The following is a 19421-nucleotide window of genomic DNA, read 5'->3' as shown; positions in this document are numbered from 1 at the left end:
TTTATATTAGCTTCATCCTAGTTTAATTGTCAACTTTTTCTTATATTGGATGTCAATGAGTGTGGATTGCAGTCTGTTTCTGTCATCTGCTCATAGAAAATGGCATCGTTTCGTTTCATCATACACATGAGGGTATCCATGACCTCCTGTTAAGACTCCAAGAAGTGGAGTCCATAAGAACAAATTTATTCCAGTATATAGAAGGTCGTTATAATCGAAATCGCATTCATTCTGCTATTGGGTATAAAACTCCTCAGCAGATGGAGTAGTAATGTACAAAGTTAATGTACAATTTAAATATTTCGACATTTTCCAACATTACCCTTTAATTGCTATGTTATAAGCCAAAGAAGATGTCCCTAGCCATTTTCATGACAATTAGGACACCTTCTTTGAGTATCTTATACATTTTAATTTCAACAATACTTAGAACGCCTCGATCTTGATAGACCTCAAATCTTAGAAGGTATAAACCCTTCTTCTCGCAAATATTCCTTTGCCTCTTTCAGTGTTTCGAATACCATCTCAACGTTCTGACCCGTGTAGATATACCATAGATCATCGTCATGTATAAGAGAGAGCAATTGTTCTTCATCATTGGTCCACTTTTCAACTTCATGAAAGTTACTTCGCTCCTGAACGTGGTCATTTACGGTCTTGATTTCCTCCCCACTTGACGAGAGCGAATGAATAGAAGCCTCTACGAGTGTCTTCAATTGATCAGCGTTGAATTCACGGATATTTACAAAACCTTTCTCATCAGAGTCATATCCCTGAAGGAGACCCGCATAGACGAAACCATTTCCATTCGGATGAAGGTGCATAGCAATCGTCTTTTTATCCTGCTGGCTCTCTTCATAGTGGAAGTTCACTCGACCGAGAGATACATTTTTACGTTGTAATTGCGGGAAAGACTCTAGAACTTGAAGTTTTTGTTCAAAGGATAACATATAACCTGACCTCCGGCGTACGATTTTATAGTGTATGGATTATATCATACCCACTGAATACAGACCATCTACACCTGATATGGAACTATGTATTTCAACCTAAGTTATCCCACCAAGGATGCACTTCATACACACATAACCCATCATGTTCTCCGAAGATCTCCATATCCTCTAGCTCCTCGGGTGTAAACGTATTAACCTTGTGGCTCTGTTCAACATAGTAGGTCTTCTTAGATATGTTGGAAACAAACACAAACCTACCCTCGTCACCTGGTGTTTCAACCAATAAATCGCGAGGAATTCCTGTTACTACAACAACTGCATTTAGAGCCATCTCTTCTGTCACGATGATATTCTCCTCTTATCTTTTATCCCTATTTCTTTAGTGCTCAATATTACAACATTACACTATTTCACTGGAGAAGTGAATTATTCTATCCAACCGTCTACTACTATAATAGCTTATTCGGCATCAAATCTGACTTTAACCCGCTTACTTCGTTGCTATGTAGGTTTGTCTAGCTACTACTCTTCTTCGCGCTTAGCTCCGCTGCGGTGCTGAATACTCAACTTTTCAAACTCGCATGGTTAGTTGCCTTCTTAGCTTTACTGTCTAATTTCGACAATTCTTTTTTAGTAGCTAGCACTTGCTGTCCGAATTTGAACCGTTCGGCTTCTTGGTGTAAATTGCGGACATGTAGTTTGACGATTTCCTCATTATTTAGAAATAGCATATTTATAGTACCCCTTTTCTTAATGCGAAAGCGAATTCCCTTTTACTCAGATATGCACCCGCCCGCTCCTTTGTTCACTCCTTCACTATATTCCTATATCCACCCTATATCATGGTACAAAATGGCTTTAACTTTTTTTTCCGAGAAACTCGATCAGCTAGCCCTCCGGAGATACATACACATGGTGACGTCTATAAGCTTCCATTCCTATGAACATGCATAAGTAAGGTTGCACCGCCCACGATACTTTCTTGGACGTATCCTCCATTGTAGGGACGATATTAGTTGTATTGGTCTGGCTCAGAACACCTTCTAAGAGGTCATCCTTGAACGTAAAGAAACCCAAGCATTCGCTTGGATTAGGCAATGTATATTTAGTCTAGATATATATTTAGTCTAGTCGAAATGTTCAATATCAAGTTAGCTATTCGGATAATGGAAATAGTGCCTGAAGTGCAGGGCAAGGTTGTCGATCCAAAAACTCACTCAATGGTGCAGGCATATTACTGAAAATATTGTTTATTTCTGTCCCTTTATTTATGTTCCCGATAATGACAGGATGACATAATTCGGAGATGAGCACGTCACCATTGCTATGAAGATGTAGCTGAGTCTTTCCTTCAATGCAGTGGGGAAAGAACACACCCGGCTGCTCTTGAAATCCAAGTCTCTCTGCGAAACGATCCATACATGTAAAGTAGAGTATGGTATCTTCTTTCTTGTGTTTAATCAGGTCATTTACAGCCTCCTTCAAGGCTTCCCGAGCAGCTATCGATTTCCAACCTGTATGATCCATAATAATACTATTCTGAATCTCATGTGTACGCACACCTAATTGATATACGTGATCACTAATCTCCTTCATATGATGCTCGGTTTCGCTGAACAATAACGTTTCAAGCACCGTATCCACCGAGGTTGCTGCAAACATGGCAATATTCTCTCTTATTTTCTCATATATACTGGGATGGATATTGTAATAGCGTGAGAAATCCTCTGCTGTTGTAAAGTTAAATGAAATATGAATAGTCGTTAAGCCGGCTTCAACTAACTGTTGAATACGCTCCGCATTCAATAGACTTCCGTTAGAATTCAACTGTGTTTGAATACCGCGAGCTGAGCAGTAAGCTACTACCTCGACACAGTCTTGAAATTTCAAGGTGACCTCACCACCGGATAATCTTACTCTCTTCAGCGTAGGAATTTCCTGTATAACACGAATAATCTCTTGCGCGTCGATACTTTGTCCGTCATTTCTCTGATAAGCACAACAGTAATCACAACGAAAATTGCAATTAGAGGTAAGGCCAATCTCTAACCCTTCCAATTCATATGTAGTCGGTTTCTCAAGCTCAAGTGATTTATACATCATCGTTATTCATTTACCTCCTAAAGATTCATAGATTAACGTATGTTCAACCCTAGTGATTATATAGATTTATCCTTATTGTTTGTATGATGTATCTAACAGTGACTACTATGATTTGTAATGCTTGACGCTGGAATAAATTTAATAAACCCAAGCCAAAGGCTTGGGTTAGGTAACGAATACAAGATCATATTCAAGAGAATAATCACCACGACTGTATGTGGCCAATGTAGGTTTTATTGAAGACCGCCACTACTATTGTTAGGAAGTTGTGGGTTTCCAGGGGATGGAATATAGGTGTTCAACATCAACTGGATATCTGAAGTCGCCAACTGGGGTACTTGATAGTAAGCATGCTTATTCTGATATAGAAATATTTCATATGCCATTTCAATGTAGTTCTGTACCTGAGAAGCTAATACACGACGTACAACAGGGTTGACCACTTCAACCGCCGACATGGTCAGAAGTGAAGCACAAGTTTTGATCAAGCCCAGCATATACCCACTAATTCCAGCATCCTTGACATCGTTTAACGATTGATTTGGCTTTTTAGGCTGAGTTGGAGTAAGACCATAATTGACTTGCGTCGTCCCTTGCATCATATACGTTGATGTTTCTTGACTTGGTTTTTGACCTGTTGTAAAGCATTCTGCTGTCAGGTTGTACTGGGAAAGAATGAAATTGTATTGACGATCCAAGATAGATAGAAGCTCTTTATCCTGTACTAAGGGTCTGTAGATCATGAATTGATCAAGAACACTGATCATACCTGACAACACTTCGTGCATATCAAACATTTCATGTCCCCCATGATTCCTATTCAACATCGCTGGAGGTTGAGTATTCACTTGGTTCTGGTTCTGGTTCTGCATTATTCAGCCTCCTTCAATAAACTTAAGTGTGGTAATCTAACTACCATATCTTGAGTATTTCGGGGCTTATTCATACATGGATTAAAAAGGATGTCATATCTCGAGTCCATCTAGTTACTTTGGAGCTCCTTCCACACCTTTTTATTACTATATTGCTTGTCCGCGCTAATATCTTTACCGAACCACACCGGTGCAACGAACCCCGTTGCATCCTCTAGTGAATTAAATTCAACTTCCACGACCGTCAGCTTGATCTGATCATAACAATCAATTTCAATGACGATATCCCCCCACATTGCTGTAATTCTAGTTTTGGTCAATGGAATCGCCCGAAAGGCTTGCGTAATTTGTTTATAGATACTCTCCGAAATACCATACTCGATTTCTTCACGGCTAAGTCCATTCCCTACTTTAAATGTGTGCGTATGCTCCACAACGCCCGAGGGAATATCTACGATTCTTCGTACTCTTAATTCTTGATTATCATCCATCGCAAGGTATGTCTGTTCAATTCTTTGCTCTGAGCGTACACTCAATACCCCCTGTTTTATTAAATCATGAGGAACCTCGGGTAGCAGAAACTTTCGTTCAATTTCCAAAGACATATTGTATATCTCCTCTATATTTGATTAATAATTTCATGAGTGGCTGGCTCAACACCAACAAATCAGTGTTTGAAAAACATTACTATTACATATCACCATCGAGACGAAAAGTAAACCAGCTCGATCTCACCCGATACTTTAAATCCATTATAATCCAAACAGCCGGGATTTCTACCCGGCTGTTGCTTCACATCTATCTTGATCGCAGCTCTTACTTTCATTTACTCCTAACATCTAAGCTTAAGCCTTAGTAAACTGGCTATTATATAGCCCTGCATAATGCCCGCCGCTCTGTAGCAGCTGTTCATGACTGCCGCTCTCGACAATATCACCATTCTTCATATATAGAATGAGGTCAGCTTCCCGGATTGTAGACAATCTGTGGGCAATCACAAAGCTCGTTCTACCCTCAATCATTTTCTGGAAGGCTTTCTGAATACGAATTTCTGTCCGGGTATCTATGCTACTTGTTGCCTCATCAAGAATTAACATAGGTGGATCTACCAGCATGACACGTGCAATCGTGAGAAGCTGTTCCTGACCCTGGGATAAGCTTCCTCCGCCTCCCACGCCAGTGATCCGTGTATTATAGCCTTCTGGCAACCGTTTAATGAAGCTATGTGCATTCGCTGCTTTGGCTGCTGCAATCACCTCTTCATCAGTTGCATCTGGTTTACCGTATGCAATATTATCTCGAATACTTGCTCCATATAACCAAGTTTCCTGTAACACCATCCCGAAATTCTGACGTAAACTATCCCGTGTCATATCCTTGATATTAACCCCATCAATGGAGATGCTGCCTCCATTCAGATCATAGAATCGCATCAGTAGGTTAACAAGTGTTGTTTTACCCGCTCCCGTCTGACCTACGAGAGCAATCCGTGTTCCAGGCTTCACTTCCAAGCTAAAATTAGTAATAAGCGGACGTTCAGGATCGTATGCGAACTTCACCTTATCAAAAATGATCGTCCCTTTACTCTGTTTCAACTGTAACGCATGATCATCATCAGGTTGCTCAGGTGTTAAGTCTAGAACAGAGAAAATACGTTGCGCAGATGCTGTTGCCGCTTGAAGCTGTGTTAACACACCTGTAATTTCATTAAATGGCTTAGCGAATAAGGTAGAGAATATGAGAAAGCTCGAAAGTTCACCTACAGTTACAGTGCCAAGAATGACTGCTACACTACCAATCATGGCGATAACGGAGAATGCCATATTATTGACTAGACGTGTTGCTGGATTGGATAAGGAACCTAGAAACTGAGACTTCACACCCGCATGATACAACGTCTCATTTCGTTCAGCAAATTGTGTAAAGGAACGTTCTTCATATTGAAAAGCTTGCACGACCTTCTGCCCATCAATAATTTCTTCCACATAACCATTTAGTGCGCCGAGAATCTTAGCCTGCTCACGAAACAATGACTGTGATCGTGTAGTAATATACCGTGCAACATAGAACGATATTGGCGCTGAGATGAGCGTAACCAAAGTCATCATTGGACTGATATATAACATGAATACGATCGCTCCAACGATGGTAACCACACCCGTAATGAGTGTAGAGAACCCTTGAAGTATGCCATCTGAGACAGCATCCATGTCATTCACAAAACGACTGATACTGTCACCTTGGGGATGAGAATCGTGATACTTCAACGGTAAAATGTTCATTTGATCAAACAATTGACGGCGCATATCATATACCGTCTGATAGGCGATACGATTCGTTAAATAAATCAGTAACCATCCAAAAAAACTACCTAACGTATATACAATCGCAAGCCCTATCATAAGTTGGCCAATCGCGCTGAAATTCACGGCTCCTATGCCAATCATATGATCGACCGCCCTACCAATCAGGAGGGGGCCGATTAAGCTTGCAATCACACTAAGAATGGCGCAGATAACTGCCCAAAAGGTTATTTTTACATGTTGACCGCTATACTTCAATAGCCTCTTCCATGTGTCTTTGTTGTTCATTTGCCCGACTCCTCACTTGAAAGCTGGGATAGGTAAACTTCCTTATATACCTCAGAGCTGTTTATCAGCTCGTCATGTGTACCAATACCCGCAATCCTACCTTCCTCAAATACAATGATCTGGTCCGCTTGTTGTACCGTACTGACCCGCTGGGATACCATAATCACCGTCATCTCACGACTGTTCTCTTTCAGAGCACGCCTTAACGCTGCATCCGTCGCGAAATCCAAGGCACTTGAGGAATCATCTAGAATAAGAATTTCTGGCTTAGCTGCGATAGCCCGAGCAATGGTCAATCGTTGCTTCTGCCCACCTGATAAGTTACTTCCTCCTCTAGATACTTCTGTGTGAATCCCCTCGGGAAGCCGTGAAATAAATTCATCAGCTTGTGCAATTGTAGCTGCCCGTAGAACATCTTCATCTGTAGCCTGTTCATTACCCCAGCGGATATTATCTGCAATCGTACCGGTAAATAATAAAGCCTTCTGCGGAACGATCCCAATCTTCTTACGCAGCTTCTTTAGCGAGTAATCTCTGACATTCACACCATCGATCAATATGTCACCTTCGAGTGCATCATAGAATCTTGGCATTAGATTCACGAAGGTTGATTTACCCGAGCCAGTACTACCGATAACGCCAATCGTTTCACCACGTTTAATCTCAACCGAAATATCCGTAAGTGCTGCCTCTCCAGTCACGCTATACCCAAATGAAACATGCTTAAATGTAATGACAGGAACAGTGTCCATATTCTCTATGCTTGGAAGTGGAAGTACAGTCCCCGTATCGGGAATAGACGTTGTTGTCGCTAGCACTTCGTTAATTCGAGCTGCTGAGGACGAGGCTTTGGTAAAAATAATAACCAGATTAGAGACAACAATCAGAGCTAATAGAATTTGAGTAATATAGTTAATAAAAGCGATGATCTCACCCTGGGAAAGCCTACCGTCATTAATATGGATCCCCCCAACCCAGAGGATTGCAATGATAGCCGCATTCACTACCAATGTGGTGATGGGGTTCAATAATGCCGAGATTCGGCCTACATGGATGGCCATCCCCGTTAAATCTTCAGAGGACTCATTGAAACGTTGCTTCTCCTGTCTATGCTTTGCGAAGGCACGAATAACCCTTACACCTGAAAGGTTCTCACTCAAGACCAGTGCTAATCTATCGAGTTTCTTCTGATAACTTCGATACAATGGAGATGTCCGTGTGATAATGAAATATAGAATGATTCCAAAGATCGGCGTTGCCGCCAGTAGAATAAGTGACAATTGAAAATCCAATATCATAGACATAATAATCGCACCAATACAGATAAAGGGTGCACGAATAACTAGACGAATCAACATAGCGACAGCGACTTGAAGCTGGTTAACGTCATTCGTAATCCGATTAATAAGCGAAGGTGTCCCGAACTTATCCATCTCTGCATACGACAGTGAGGAGACATGACTGAATATCTTATTCCTTAACGTCGTACCGAAGCCTTGTGAGGCACGTGCAGCATAGTACTGACAGATCATGGAGCAACCAAATCCTAGAATGGATAAGAACAACATAAGCCCACCCATTTTGAATACATACGAAGTATCCCGCATCCCTATCCCTTTATTGATGATCAGAGCAACAATCGTAGGTAATAGTAACTCAAATATGGCTTCAAGTAGCTTAAAGAAAGGACCGATAACCACTTCTTTTTTATAAGGTTTGAGAAATACAGCCATTTTGAACAACACTCATCAGCCCCAACATAAATAATATTTAAGTCCTATGTAAATTGATTGACTATTTAGTAGTTCCGGTTATGATTATGACATAACATCTTCCATATTAAAAATATTAGTTTCGTATCATTCCCATATGCTAATCATATGTCAGTTCCGAAGGGTGAGATTCTATGGATATCAGACAGCTCAAATATTTTCTTGCTATTGCAGAGGAAGGTCAGATTACATCAGCTGCAAAAAAGTTACAGATGGCCCAGCCTCCCTTAAGCCAACAGCTTAAGCTTCTAGAGGAAGAACTAGGGGTTAAGCTGGTAGAGCGTGGAGCCCGCAGTGTCCAACTAACCGATGCTGGAATTATATTAAGAAACAGAGCACAACAAATTATAGAACTAACGAATTCAACAGCTAGAGAGCTTACTGACTTCGTAAAAGGTTTAAAAGGGACCTTATCCATTGGCACAGTCTCTTCTTCTGGTGCGACACTTATGAAGGAAAGGCTTTCCGATTTCCATAAGATTTATTCTGGGGTAAAGTTTGAAATCTATGAGGGTAATACTTTTACCATTATTGACCTGCTGTCCAAGGGAATTGTAGAGATTGGTATTGTTAGGACCCCATTTAACACCGCAAACTTGGGATATAAATATGCTGAATCAGAGCCTATGATCGCCATCATGACGCCAGAGTATGACTGGAAAACACCTGAAGATACTATAGACATCCGTGAATTAAAGGATAAACCCTTAATTATTTACCGTAGATTTGAGCAACTCATCCACGAGACGTGTTTGAGGAATGGATTTGAACCTGATTTTTTCTGTAAAAATGACGACGCGCGGACTACGATACTATGGGCTAATGAAGGATTGGGTATTGGTATCGTTCCTAAATCTGCCTTGGGCCTCGCCAACAACGAGAATCTAATCTATAAAGAAATAAATAACGAGGCACTACGAACCAAAGTTTCCGCCATCTGGATCAAGGATAAATATATGTCCTCTCTGGCAACCAAATTTATTGAGAACTTCAGCGAAGAGTAAGAAGTTATCTGCCTAATATTAAACACCAAAAGGAGGAGCTAGTTTCACTCCTCCTCTTACAAATTAACGAAAAACTTAGCGACTTCAAATCGTGCGATTGATGATAGATTATCTTTTTAATGGTGTAGTAACCAGATATTCGCAACATTATTTAGCTTGGTACCGTTATACAGATAGCAAGTAATATAAGATTACGGTGTCGAATAAGAAAAATATGGTGGTCGCCTCTTGCCTGTTTACTGTAAACGAGACAAATAACAAACTTCGACGAACATCCGTTTCTTCTAAACTGACGGGCTTTCATGTGCAATTTATGAGAAAGGGGGTAATGTAATGAGAACATTTTTATTCGCTGCGGTTGTAAGCTTGTTCTTGTTGAGTTCATGTTCATCTCAACAAAAGTATACTTCCGTAATCGAAGCCATGAATTCCGAAGAAATTAATATCATTCAAATTGATTCACCAAAAGAAGCTGAACTTAATGAGATCAAACCCCTTATCTATAAACTAGATAACAATGAAATCATAAGGGTTTATGACTTTGGCTCGCAAGAAAAACGAGAGCTTGGATATATACATTTCCAAGAACAACAACAGTTTCTTAGTTCCCATGCACCAATCGTTTATCAGCCAAGCCATTTATTAATTCTTTATTTCAGTAATACGAATTCAACAACTCAAACTCCAAAGCTGACTGAAACGAAATATGGAGAAAAAATTAAAAAAGCATTAGATAGCTTAGAATAACGTAAAAACAGGTAGCCGATGGCTACCTGTTTTTACGGAGTACAATCCACATTGAAGTGTAACATAGCCAAAAACCTAGCGCTATCTTAATCCCCTTACTCCTACATACAGTAGGTACAATTCGTGTTCTGCATGTGAGAACATAACTTGCCCCTAGCCCATAGCATAAGTAAATCTCCATTAGAAACCCTGAATACAAAGGGGTCATCCACTCATATTCACTTTCAACACACTACGTGAAGAAGTTGTAATCGACTTTTTAAAGAATACAACACAATAATTAGATAGCGCTTACATAAATAAACTCATGTCGCCATTATAACCTAAGCCAAATCAAATATCGTCTATAATCGGCAAAATTATTTTTTCCCCGACCTTCCATTTCCACTAATATTTCCTTGTCCACCAAGCTTAATTTAGATATAATGCATGGAGTATAATTATTTGCTAAGGGAGTTGTCCTAACGTGTGGAAAGAATTTAAATCATTTGCGCTCAAAGGTAATGTTATGGATCTTGCAGTCGCAGTCATCATTGGAGCAGCCTTCGGCAAAATCGTAACCTCTCTAGTTAACGATCTCCTAATGCCGCTGATTGGCATATTACTAGGGGGTAAGAACTTGTCTGGAAGAGAATTTGAATTCGGTAATGCCATTCTCAAATACGGGGCCTTCCTACAGACGGTCATTGATTTCTTCATCGTTGCCTTCTCAATCTTCCTATTCATCAAAGTAGTGAGCAAATTTAAGCGTAAAGAAGAGGTTATATTGATTGAGCTGCCAACCTCTTCCAAAGAAGAGCAATTGCTTACCGAAATACGAGACTTGCTTAAACAACAACAAACGCAGGGCTAACCCCCTGAGTTTGTTGTAAGTTACTAGATCGTACCAAAGAAGCCGTTCATAGAAACGGCTTTCTATTGGATGTACTGTCACGGGAGCTTAAATGCAACTCGTGTTTTTTATGGGGTGATTGTTTTTTGTTCACTACTGGAGCTTTAAAGTATAAGTGTCCACTTTGCCCATTTTTTTGCTTTTATACTTAAATTTCAAAGTACCTTGATCTGCTTTATCAAATGTGATGATGTGATCGTACTCCATTTCATTTGAGCGATCCAGTCCCGCTTGGACAAGATACTCTTTTTCATATTCCGGAAGGGATATAACTTGATGAACATAAATTTTCTTTTTTGCTTTAAAGTCATAAACGATAAGATGCTGAGAATTATACTCCCTTAAAATCATAAAATCATTACTGTAGTGTTCAATCATGTAGATTTCATCTTTTTGCATGAGTTCAGTTAAGTCATACGAAGCTTTAACAACACCTTCGTTGTTAAGAAACTTCACTTTTTTCCCATCTGTTAGCAACACATTACCTTGTGCTTTATCGATATTACTATCAGGGTAAAACCCCATAAAAGAGAAATTTGCTTGATCATAAACTTCCCCATTAATGATAAGAGCCTGACCGGATATGTTTACTGTTCCAGAGGGACCTGAAATCTGATTAATCCTAATATAAGAAGATTTTTCCGTTAATTTCACGACTTTGAAATTTTTCAATATGGAGAGATCAATTTGTAAACCCCCAATTCTAGAACCTGTATTCTTTCCTACAGCTTGAAAAAGACCTCCGCTTTTAAGATGAATCCAATAAGTCAGATCATCATCCGTTCCCATTGCATAGCTGCTCGGAATAGACAGCATTTTTTGTGAGCTGTTCCACGTTACTGATTCGCCCATTGTAGAGGCCACAAATTTTAATGGAATATAGGTCTTCCCATTGACTACCTTAGCAGCCACATCTAAAGATACCTTTTTCTTATTCACATAAGCCGCTTTACTGCCTATGGTTAAACTAATTTTCTTATTTACCCCATAAAGTGATGCCGTCTTTGTTTTCTGATCCCAAAAAACCTTCAAACTTAAATAATCACCAATCTCTCGAATAGGTAACAGTACTCTTCCGTTACTAATAATGACCGGATCAGTCAGTTCAGACAACTGTTTATCTGCTCCTAATTCAACAGTAGCTTTGACTGAAACTAAAGCATCTTTTGCTTCTGCATTTGTAGCAAATCCAAAGATCAACACAATAAATGATAAAACGCAAACAATATACCTCTTTCGTAACATCATTCTTCCTCCTCAATTTTCTAGTTCATGATTAAAACGACTAAAAAAAGTAAAAAGTTGCACTTATTCAAAAAAATCTCTGCTCATAGTGGAGAAGAGATTAGAATCTATTCATTTATTCTGAATCATTCTGGAAGAGTAGAATCAACGATAATAGTGGCGCTATTTCCACTTATCGTAATAGTGGCGCTATCGCTTGCCCCTAAAACTGGGGTCTTAGATACTCCATCTAAAGTAATTCCACTAAAAGTTGAACGGACTTTTCCTGTAGAGTTAGAACAGCCAGCATTCGCACAGATAGCTAAACCTGTTGTGTTTAACCGAACGGCGTTGCTTGTTCCTCTTGCATTATCGCTATAACTTCTCCAAAATGCAGTAGCTATTGTAGCGCCAAGAGCATACCCGTTACTTAACCCAGTATAGATTTGAATGTTACAAACCGGGTTCCGATTCATCTTCAAATTTAGACTTTCCAAGAAAATTAATAAAAACATCATTTGTTTTTAAGCTGATAACATCTCCTTCCCAACCGCATTGATATTGTAAGGTGACTAACTGACCAAAGGATATCTTTCTAACAGAAATCACTCCGCAATCCTCACAGTCCATATAACAACCATCAGCAGAATTTTCCCAGCTTTTATGAAAGTGAGAAATTGCTTTCGCCTGGGCAACGTCTTCATTGATCCAAGGGCACCAAATAGTTACGAAAAGCGAAATTAATAAGGCGAGTGTCCCTCCGGTGGTAATATAAAGCAATTTTCTTTTTTTCATGTTTTTCTTCTCACACCTTTCTTAATATTTTTTGCAAGTTCAATTGATGAAACTTATTATCCGTAGTCGTTCAACAGCTCCAAATTTTTTTACAATAATTGCAAAAGAAAAGACTACTGAGATCGTAGATCCTTCAGTAGTCTTTATATGGAAGCTGAAAAACGGGCTGTGTTACCCCATTCGGCTTAATTTACCTGAACCAGCCCTTCTCTTTAAAACGAGTAATGGCTTCAATCCGATTACTTACACCTAGCTTATCGAGAATAACGGAAATATAATTGCGAACCGTCCCTGTTGTTATATACAATTTACTAGCAATTTCCTTTGTATTCATACCGTCAGCGACCAGTGCAAGTACTTCTGTCTCTCGTTCTGTCAGAGGATTCTCTTCCCCATACGCCTCATCCACCAATTCCGAGGCGAAGATGCGTCTACCGGCCATAATACTACGAATCGAGGTAGCTAGTTCCTCACTTGGGCTATCCTTTAATAAATAGCCGTTAGCCCCAGCCTTAAGCGCTCGTTCAAAATAACCTGTCCTTGCAAATGTCGTAAGTATCATCACTCTGCAGCCAAATCCCTTTAATTCCTCAGCCGCATCCAACCCACTCTTCATGGGCATCTCAATGTCCATAATACATATATCTGGCTTATGCAAATGAACCAGCTTAACGGCTTCCTCGCCATTGCTTGCTCTTCCCACAACCATCATATCCTCTTCCAAATCAAGCAGGGAAGCAAGTGCGCCAAGAAGCATCCGTTGATCCTCTGCAATCACAATTCTAATCATATCCCAGCCTCCATTTCCACTGGTTTAAGAACATTAGGTACTCGAAATATAATCATAGTTCCCTTAACTGAAGTAATTTCCATACTTCCATTCACGAATTCAAGCCGCTCTCTCATGCCACGCATTCCGTTTCCTCTAGAATACATGGATTCATCAGCTAAGCCTACACCATCATCTTGCAATCTCACAACTAATTCACTTCGTGTAGGTTCAATGACGATGGAACAAGTCGATGCACTACTATGTTTCACAATATTGGTCACAGCTTCCTTTAGACACATACTAATCACGTTCTCATTCAACAAAGAGGTGTTGGTCAAATTCGTGTCCCCTTCGAAGGTCAAGTCAATTTCTGCAGCCTTTAGAATCTGCTTTATTCGAAACAACTCATCTGGGAGTCTTGTCCCACGCATCTGAGTCACCATTTCCCGGACTTCCTGAAGTGCCGTCCTCGCAGTCTGACGAACATCATTGATCTCGATCTGTGCTTGGCTCGGATTCTTAATGATTAGTTTGCCTGCCAAGTCACTCTTTAACCCAATGAGTGATAGTTTCTGACCGAGAGTATCATGTAGATCACGGGCAATTCTTTGCCGTTCCTCCAGCTTAACTAATTCAGAAATTCTCTTATTGGCATCCTCTAGTTGTTCCTGCAACTTATCACTCTTATTCCGATTATAATTAGTGACTGGAAGAAGAATAACACCCATTAAACTGACAAGAACAAATGGAAGCTGTGTAATCACTACAGGATTCCGAGTAATAAATCCATAATTTATGGTCACGATCGTCGTTACGAGATGAATAATATACAATGTAAGAAACCCAGCCCGGTTCTGAATATTACCTATAAAAAATGCTAAAAAGAGTGAGAAGTATACATAACCGAATAGCATACTCATTGCAATCGATATTGCCATTTGTACACTTGTCCAAAAGTATACCTGCCAACCTTTAGATACAAAAGACAGTACATAACAAATAAAGAATACTACAATCATCCCACTGCCGATAACCACCTGGTAAATAGCAGATGAGTGAAATATGAAATAAAAAGGGAGGATATAAAACACGACCCATATATACGGGCTAAGCCCTGTATTCTTATGCAAAATCTGATACCATTTCTGCATGGTCGCTCTCCCCTCTGTTCCACTCGTATTACTATTCATTATATATGGATATCATCATGAAGTCTTTATTCACCTTCAACGCTAGGTCGCGGAATCTTTACCGTCTCTACAGCTGAACCAGTCTTCTTGAGTAGATGCTTCACTTTTCTAAAAGAAACAAATGTCTTACTCTTCTCATCCCACAGACGGAAGTTCAAAGACTGCAGACTAGTACTGATGGTGATCGTCGTCGCTTTTTGTAGAGGAGGTATAGCATTATGCGCTTTCTCCAAGTTATAGTTAGGCACTTTGGGACTCAAGTGATGAACGTGATGGAATCCGATATTTCCAGTTAACCATTGGAAAAGCTTCGGTAACTTGTAATAAGAACTCCCCTCAACCGCAGCATTCACGTAACTCCATTCTTCATCGTTTTCAAAGTAAGATTCCTCAAACTGATGTTGTACATAGAACAACCAAATTCCCAGACTACCTGAAACTAAAAAGATCGGTATCTGGATTAATAAAAATGACTGCCAACCCACGGCCAAGCATAATGCTGCATAGAGAACTACAAGGGAAGTATTCGTAATGTAAGTACCGATTCTCTCCTTACGTTTCGCAGCTTTACGATTGAAGCGATATGAAAACAAGAAAATAAAGATCGGCCCTAATCCGAACATGACCAAGGGATTGCGATAGATTCGATACGCAAGTCGACGCCATTTGGAAGACTCAGCATACTCTTCCACGGTTAAAACCCACATATCACCAGTTCCCCTTTTATCGAGGTTACTGCTCGTTGCATGATGAATGGAATGCGTATTTTTCCACTGTTGATACGGAACAAGGGCAACGACACCGGTAATCGTACCCAGTATTTCATTTGCAAGACGACTCTTGAAGAACGACTGGTGACAACAATCATGAAATATAATAAAGGTCCGGATCACAAACCCGGAAGCAATAATTGTAATAGGAAGTGTAAGCCAATACGATACAGATAGACTCAAATACGCGGCATACCAGAGCAATACTAAAGGCGCTAAGGTGTTAATTAGTTGTCTGATACTTGACTTCGTATCGACATGTTCAAAAGGAGCCACACTGTTTTTCATACTTTTTAAGTTGGGTTGTTGAGCCATAATTATGTTTTTCCTCCTCGATATGACGCGCCAAAAATGCCCTGTTCGTCACACGTAGTTTTATATTCTTATTATATTAGCATGAAACCTCTCGTTACAGTCATAAACGTCAAGTACGGAGTATGACAAACGTCATATAGTAAAATGATTAACCAAGCTTTTATTTTCATAAATAGGACCAATCTATAATTTCCCATAAAGTGCGATCCTATTTATTTTCTATTAATAATCGTCATTTCGAATATTTTATTATATAATGTTATTCAAATTGAATAACAAAGACTGGAAGGTGGTTTTTAAATGCCGAGGAAAATATCGGTTGAGATCCTGTTATTACGTTGTGTAGGTTGTCTATTTGTGGTTATGGTTCATGCCTTAATATTTACAGGTAGAATATATGAACAAAATGCTTTACTGAATGCGGCAAGGCTTGTCTTTAATGTTGGTACGCCCATATTCATTTTTATCACAGAATTCCTCATTGCCAAAAATTATAAGAATAACTTACCCGCGGATTTCATCTCTAAACGACTAAAAACACTAATCCCGCCATATATAGCTATGGCGATTATAGGATCAATCTATAAAGTTCACGAAAATATTGAACCGTATACGGCGCAAAATGTACTCGTCGCTATTTTCAGAAACATCTTTATGGCAGATTATAACGGTTACTTTATTTTAATAATTATTCAATTCATTCTTATTCATTACCTATTACATAATAAATTAAAGATCTGGTCCGCCAAAGTTGTTCTGCCTGTTTCTTTCATCATTAATGTCATCTATCTTGGGTTCTTTAATTTCGTTCCACCATTTGGTTTTGGAAGTCAAGCGGTTTCAGAATACATTTGGTATTATACAAGTTGGTTACCCTTTATCGGATGGGCTTTTTATTTCGCTTTAGGCTATTATTGCGGTAAGCACTATGATCAATTTATTAAAGTCTTACATCGTAAAAAAAGGCTTGTCTTCCTATTGCCCATTGTAACGGTTATTCCCGTGTTAGCTTTGAAATACCTTGATATTTCACCTGTTATTAGCTCAAAAGGGATTGGATACTTGCTCTTTGCTCCCTCAATGATTTTCCTTATTTTTTATATATCAAGTAAGATTACACAAGTACCTAACTTCGTTGTTTCCATCTCGGATCACTCTTTTGGAATTTATCTAACGCACAGTGTATTCATGAGAATCTTCGTTATTCTATACTTGCCGATTTCCACAAGCTTGAACCCCTTCGTTACAGTTCCGCTAATCTATATTTCTTGCCTTATCGTTGCTTGGTTAACAACCAAATATTTGAATAAGTTACCTTTCGGCAAGTTCATCGTTGGACCTGTTAGAAATAATTTAAAGGCGGTCCAACGTGATCAGGCGGTCAAGAGCATTCCTATTGTAGAAAGATAGGTTTTGCATAATAATCAAAAATCACGCTGATCAAATGATTAGCGTGATTTTTTGATATATCTCTATTTTTCTATACGAAAAAGCTCCTTGAAGAAGTTAATTCTTCAAGGAGACTTTCCATTAATGCCTCTTTGTGCTCTTGATCACAATTTCTTTGTTCAAAACAGTTCCGTCTTTACTAATGGCATCACCTTTAGCTTTATCTTTGTCTGATCCTTTAACATACTTCACAGGGTAAACCTTGGGACCATTCTTACCTATTTCTGCTTTATTCCACCGCGTCCAGCCCTTACTCCCTGTTCCTCTACCTGTACCGCCCTTACCCTTAGCTTTACTCATATCATCACTCCAATAATCTTTGTATGTTGAGATACCCACTTCATCAATGCGCTAAGAATGACTTAACCACTACAAACGATATCCTTTATTACTCTTTGAAAAAGAGAAGAGTAAATTCATCTCATTAGTATACCATACCCTGAACCTTATCATGTCATGATTGAAGAACTTGAACTTTTAAGAAGCCCAGCTATACATGAAGTTGGAGCTATTACACGTAACCTTTTCATTTGAGAGGATCATTGTATGGAACATTTTTCCTCTTTATTCGAAATGTGTGGTAGTATTTAATAGGATTGTTTCAACATAAACATGGTGATAACTACCACATCTAACTTATTCAAGTTTAGGAAGGAGAGAAGTGATGATGGCTAAGAAGTCTTTTATATCAGTGCTCGTTCTCATTATTATTATAGTTGCAGGGGGTATCCTCTTATACGTGAAAGACGGGACGTCGTTTAGTAATACGGAGCCAGTAAGTGTGAAGAAAACGGTCGCTGCAGAGGGCGTCCGGAATATACAAGTGAAGTCGGATACCGAAGATGTTGAATTCGTAACTTATTCAGGGCAAGACATTCAAGTAGAACTTATGGGAACGGCAACGGAAAGTTGGTTGAATAATTATGAACTTCAGGTTGATCATAACAACGGAGAGTTGAACATTTTCCTAAAAAAAATATCCAATCAAATATTTTCCTTAAGCTTCAATAGCTTCAATAGCCTCAAGCTGATCATTCAAGTTCCCAACACTGTACTGGATCAAGTCGACATCGAAACGGATACTGGTAACACTATCGTCAATCAAGTCTCATCGAAAGAATATCGTCTACAGACTGATACGGGAGATATACACGCAAATGTTGAAGACGGGACGTTTGAATTGGATTCAGATACAGGCAATATTCTTCTGCAATTGCAGCATATTACTTCGGACATATCGGCCAAGACAGATACCGGTAACATTACGGTAACCACAACAGAAGTACCCAACGACCTACAATACCAGTTGAAAACAGAAATGGGCAGTCAAGAGGCTAATATTCCTCAAAGTCCAGGTAACGAAGATGGACCCATGGTTACTCTAACTTCAGATATGGGCGACCTCAAGCTAACTCAACGTTAATGAACTTACATTAGAGACGATCCCATCCCTCAATTACAACATCTATTGAAAATCCATATCTATTTCGTCATATTAGCAAGTTTCATCGGAAATTCTAAACCGTTCTATTCAACGAATAAAACAGTTGGACAAGAGGAAAAATAGCCAAGCGTTCAACGGTACATCAAAACAACATATTCAGGAGGTATTTCCGTGGCTAAACCCGACGATCGGTCAGACAATGTAGAGAAACTTCAGGACAGCATTCAGAATACGATTCAGAACTTCCGTGAAGGTCAAGATTATTTAAGCGAATTTGCGGATGAAATTCCAGGCGAAGAAATAGCTCAAATTGAAAAAAAGAATTCAAAACGTCTTAACGCAATTGAAGGATTCAGAGCAGAAATAAAAGATGAGGCGTCCGACAAACAATAAGTAACACATCGTTAAAAAGGAAAAAGGCAACATCTCTCTTTAAAATGTACCCAGTAAGATAGACACTTGAAAAAGGTCATCTTATTGGGTCTTTTTTGTTTATAATGAGAAAAATAACAATCGGAGCGAATGAAA

23 protein-coding genes and 1 pseudogene are annotated in these 19421 nt (G+C 39.3%); 8 read left to right on the top strand and 16 right to left on the bottom strand.

All coding sequences use genetic code 11. The features are described 5' to 3' along the window. Positions 1–59: 59 nt before the first annotated feature. Positions 60–269: an IS3 family transposase gene (locus tag J2T13_RS12930; RefSeq protein WP_429371837.1), complete on the top strand. Its 210-nt coding sequence runs from the start codon at positions 60–62 to the stop codon at positions 267–269. A 183-nt stretch (positions 270–452) separates the two neighbouring features. Here the strand turns inward: J2T13_RS12930 and J2T13_RS12925 are convergent, their stop codons facing one another. From J2T13_RS12925 to J2T13_RS12885, 9 genes are all read right to left on the bottom strand, one after another. After that, on the bottom strand, positions 453–950 hold the full coding sequence (locus tag J2T13_RS12925; protein WP_429371835.1) for a hypothetical protein: 498 nt from the start codon (positions 948–950) through the stop codon (positions 453–455). Between the two features lie 94 nt (positions 951–1044). Beyond that, positions 1045–1296, bottom strand: a complete 252-nt coding sequence (locus J2T13_RS12920; RefSeq protein WP_429371833.1) for a hypothetical protein — start codon at positions 1294–1296, stop codon at positions 1045–1047. A gap of 220 nt (positions 1297–1516) precedes the next feature. Further along, on the bottom strand, positions 1517–1684 hold the full coding sequence (locus J2T13_RS12915; RefSeq protein ID WP_429371831.1) for a hypothetical protein: 168 nt from the start codon (positions 1682–1684) through the stop codon (positions 1517–1519). 424 nt (positions 1685–2108) lie between these two features. After that, positions 2109–3056, bottom strand: coding sequence for a radical SAM protein (locus J2T13_RS12910; RefSeq protein WP_429371829.1), 948 nt, complete (start codon positions 3054–3056; stop codon positions 2109–2111). 233 nt (positions 3057–3289) lie between these two features. After that, positions 3290–3928 (bottom strand): spore coat protein, encoded by a 639-nt coding sequence (locus J2T13_RS12905; protein ID WP_429371827.1) that lies wholly within the window; start codon positions 3926–3928, stop codon positions 3290–3292. 110 nt (positions 3929–4038) lie between these two features. After that, positions 4039–4533 carry a CYTH domain-containing protein gene (locus J2T13_RS12900; RefSeq protein WP_429371825.1) on the bottom strand — a complete coding sequence of 165 codons (495 nt, stop codon included), beginning with the start codon at positions 4531–4533 and terminating at the stop codon, positions 4039–4041. 92 nt (positions 4534–4625) lie between these two features. Continuing rightward, positions 4626–4754 (bottom strand): hypothetical protein, encoded by a 129-nt coding sequence (locus tag J2T13_RS12895; RefSeq protein WP_429371823.1) that lies wholly within the window; start codon positions 4752–4754, stop codon positions 4626–4628. Between the two features lie 19 nt (positions 4755–4773). After that, complete coding sequence (locus tag J2T13_RS12890) at positions 4774–6519, bottom strand: ABC transporter ATP-binding protein (protein WP_429371821.1); 1746 nt, start codon at positions 6517–6519, stop codon at positions 4774–4776. Further along, entirely contained in the window at positions 6516–8261 is a 1746-nt protein-coding gene (locus tag J2T13_RS12885) for an ABC transporter ATP-binding protein (RefSeq protein ID WP_429372020.1), read from the bottom strand. Before J2T13_RS12885 ends, J2T13_RS12890 begins: the two co-directional genes overlap by 4 nt. A gap of 164 nt (positions 8262–8425) precedes the next feature. Here J2T13_RS12885 and J2T13_RS12880 point away from each other — a divergent pair, with 164 nt between their 5' ends. From J2T13_RS12880 to mscL, 4 genes and pseudogenes are all read left to right on the top strand, one after another. Continuing rightward, positions 8426–9295 (top strand): LysR family transcriptional regulator, encoded by an 870-nt coding sequence (locus J2T13_RS12880; protein WP_429371819.1) that lies wholly within the window; start codon positions 8426–8428, stop codon positions 9293–9295. A 109-nt stretch (positions 9296–9404) separates the two neighbouring features. Next, positions 9405–9540, top strand: a pseudogene (locus J2T13_RS12875) (IS1595 family transposase); the annotation flags it as partial. 88 nt (positions 9541–9628) lie between these two features. Next, positions 9629–10042 (top strand): hypothetical protein, encoded by a 414-nt coding sequence (locus J2T13_RS12870; protein ID WP_429371817.1) that lies wholly within the window; start codon positions 9629–9631, stop codon positions 10040–10042. A gap of 466 nt (positions 10043–10508) precedes the next feature. After that, on the top strand, positions 10509–10895 hold the full coding sequence (gene mscL, locus J2T13_RS12865) for a large conductance mechanosensitive channel protein MscL (RefSeq protein WP_429371815.1): 387 nt from the start codon (positions 10509–10511) through the stop codon (positions 10893–10895). A 132-nt stretch (positions 10896–11027) separates the two neighbouring features. Here mscL and J2T13_RS12860 read toward each other — a convergent pair whose 3' ends face one another. The 6 genes from J2T13_RS12860 to J2T13_RS12835 all read right to left on the bottom strand — a co-directional run bounded on the left by J2T13_RS12860 (position 11028) and on the right by J2T13_RS12835 (position 16000). Beyond that, complete coding sequence (locus J2T13_RS12860) at positions 11028–12182, bottom strand: copper amine oxidase N-terminal domain-containing protein (RefSeq protein ID WP_429371813.1); 1155 nt, start codon at positions 12180–12182, stop codon at positions 11028–11030. A gap of 122 nt (positions 12183–12304) precedes the next feature. Then, positions 12305–12634, bottom strand: a complete 330-nt coding sequence (locus J2T13_RS12855; RefSeq protein ID WP_429371811.1) for a YrpD family protein — start codon at positions 12632–12634, stop codon at positions 12305–12307. After that, the gene (locus J2T13_RS12850) at positions 12612–12953 is read right to left on the bottom strand and encodes a hypothetical protein (protein ID WP_429371809.1); all 342 of its coding nucleotides are present in this window, start codon (positions 12951–12953) and stop codon (positions 12612–12614) included. Before J2T13_RS12850 ends, J2T13_RS12855 begins: the two co-directional genes overlap by 23 nt. A gap of 190 nt (positions 12954–13143) precedes the next feature. After that, complete coding sequence (locus J2T13_RS12845; protein WP_429371807.1) at positions 13144–13743, bottom strand: response regulator; 600 nt, start codon at positions 13741–13743, stop codon at positions 13144–13146. Next, complete coding sequence (locus tag J2T13_RS12840) at positions 13740–14876, bottom strand: histidine kinase (RefSeq protein ID WP_429371805.1); 1137 nt, start codon at positions 14874–14876, stop codon at positions 13740–13742. Before J2T13_RS12840 ends, J2T13_RS12845 begins: the two co-directional genes overlap by 4 nt. A 65-nt stretch (positions 14877–14941) precedes the next feature. After that, complete coding sequence (locus J2T13_RS12835; RefSeq protein ID WP_429371803.1) at positions 14942–16000, bottom strand: fatty acid desaturase; 1059 nt, start codon at positions 15998–16000, stop codon at positions 14942–14944. Between the two features lie 300 nt (positions 16001–16300). On the opposite strand from J2T13_RS12835, the gene J2T13_RS12830 reads away from it, so the two are divergent. Further along, positions 16301–17410, top strand: a complete 1110-nt coding sequence (locus J2T13_RS12830) for an acyltransferase family protein (protein WP_429371801.1) — start codon at positions 16301–16303, stop codon at positions 17408–17410. A gap of 120 nt (positions 17411–17530) precedes the next feature. Here J2T13_RS12830 and J2T13_RS12825 read toward each other — a convergent pair whose 3' ends face one another. Further along, positions 17531–17749 (bottom strand): DUF3934 family protein, encoded by a 219-nt coding sequence (locus tag J2T13_RS12825; RefSeq protein WP_429371799.1) that lies wholly within the window; start codon positions 17747–17749, stop codon positions 17531–17533. A gap of 364 nt (positions 17750–18113) precedes the next feature. Between J2T13_RS12825 and J2T13_RS12820 the strand changes: the two genes are divergently transcribed. Then, positions 18114–18872 carry a DUF4097 family beta strand repeat-containing protein gene (locus J2T13_RS12820; protein WP_429371797.1) on the top strand — a complete coding sequence of 253 codons (759 nt, stop codon included), beginning with the start codon at positions 18114–18116 and terminating at the stop codon, positions 18870–18872. Between the two features lie 192 nt (positions 18873–19064). After that, positions 19065–19286, top strand: a complete 222-nt coding sequence (gene tlp, locus J2T13_RS12815) for a small acid-soluble spore protein Tlp (RefSeq protein WP_429371795.1) — start codon at positions 19065–19067, stop codon at positions 19284–19286. Positions 19287–19421 lie beyond the last annotated feature (135 nt).

It is taken from the genome of Paenibacillus sp. DS2015 (assembly GCF_050433705.1).
Taxonomy (GTDB): Bacteria; Bacillota; Bacilli; order Paenibacillales; family Paenibacillaceae; genus Paenibacillus_AQ.
This window is presented reverse-complemented; position numbering and strand designations above follow the sequence as displayed.

Coding starts and splice junctions, on each gene's coding strand:
- J2T13_RS12925 (WP_429371835.1), bottom strand. CDS start 950: ATGTTATCCTTTGAACAAAAACTTCAAGTTCTAGAGTCTTTCCCGCAA.
- J2T13_RS12915 (WP_429371831.1), bottom strand. CDS start 1,684: ATGCTATTTCTAAATAATGAGGAAATCGTCAAACTACATGTCCGCAAT.
- J2T13_RS12910 (WP_429371829.1), bottom strand. CDS start 3,056: ATGATGTATAAATCACTTGAGCTTGAGAAACCGACTACATATGAATTG.
- J2T13_RS12905 (WP_429371827.1), bottom strand. CDS start 3,928: ATGCAGAACCAGAACCAGAACCAAGTGAATACTCAACCTCCAGCGATG.
- J2T13_RS12900 (WP_429371825.1), bottom strand. CDS start 4,533: ATGTCTTTGGAAATTGAACGAAAGTTTCTGCTACCCGAGGTTCCTCAT.
- J2T13_RS12895 (WP_429371823.1), bottom strand. CDS start 4,754: ATGAAAGTAAGAGCTGCGATCAAGATAGATGTGAAGCAACAGCCGGGT.
- J2T13_RS12890 (WP_429371821.1), bottom strand. CDS start 6,519: ATGAACAACAAAGACACATGGAAGAGGCTATTGAAGTATAGCGGTCAA.
- J2T13_RS12880 (WP_429371819.1), top strand. CDS start 8,426: ATGGATATCAGACAGCTCAAATATTTTCTTGCTATTGCAGAGGAAGGT.
- J2T13_RS12870 (WP_429371817.1), top strand. CDS start 9,629: ATGAGAACATTTTTATTCGCTGCGGTTGTAAGCTTGTTCTTGTTGAGT.
- J2T13_RS12860 (WP_429371813.1), bottom strand. CDS start 12,182: ATGATGTTACGAAAGAGGTATATTGTTTGCGTTTTATCATTTATTGTG.
- J2T13_RS12855 (WP_429371811.1), bottom strand. CDS start 12,634: ATGAATCGGAACCCGGTTTGTAACATTCAAATCTATACTGGGTTAAGT.
- J2T13_RS12850 (WP_429371809.1), bottom strand. CDS start 12,953: ATGAAAAAAAGAAAATTGCTTTATATTACCACCGGAGGGACACTCGCC.
- J2T13_RS12845 (WP_429371807.1), bottom strand. CDS start 13,743: ATGATTAGAATTGTGATTGCAGAGGATCAACGGATGCTTCTTGGCGCA.
- J2T13_RS12840 (WP_429371805.1), bottom strand. CDS start 14,876: ATGCAGAAATGGTATCAGATTTTGCATAAGAATACAGGGCTTAGCCCG.
- J2T13_RS12835 (WP_429371803.1), bottom strand. CDS start 16,000: ATGGCTCAACAACCCAACTTAAAAAGTATGAAAAACAGTGTGGCTCCT.
- J2T13_RS12830 (WP_429371801.1), top strand. CDS start 16,301: ATGCCGAGGAAAATATCGGTTGAGATCCTGTTATTACGTTGTGTAGGT.
- J2T13_RS12825 (WP_429371799.1), bottom strand. CDS start 17,749: ATGAGTAAAGCTAAGGGTAAGGGCGGTACAGGTAGAGGAACAGGGAGT.
- J2T13_RS12820 (WP_429371797.1), top strand. CDS start 18,114: ATGATGGCTAAGAAGTCTTTTATATCAGTGCTCGTTCTCATTATTATT.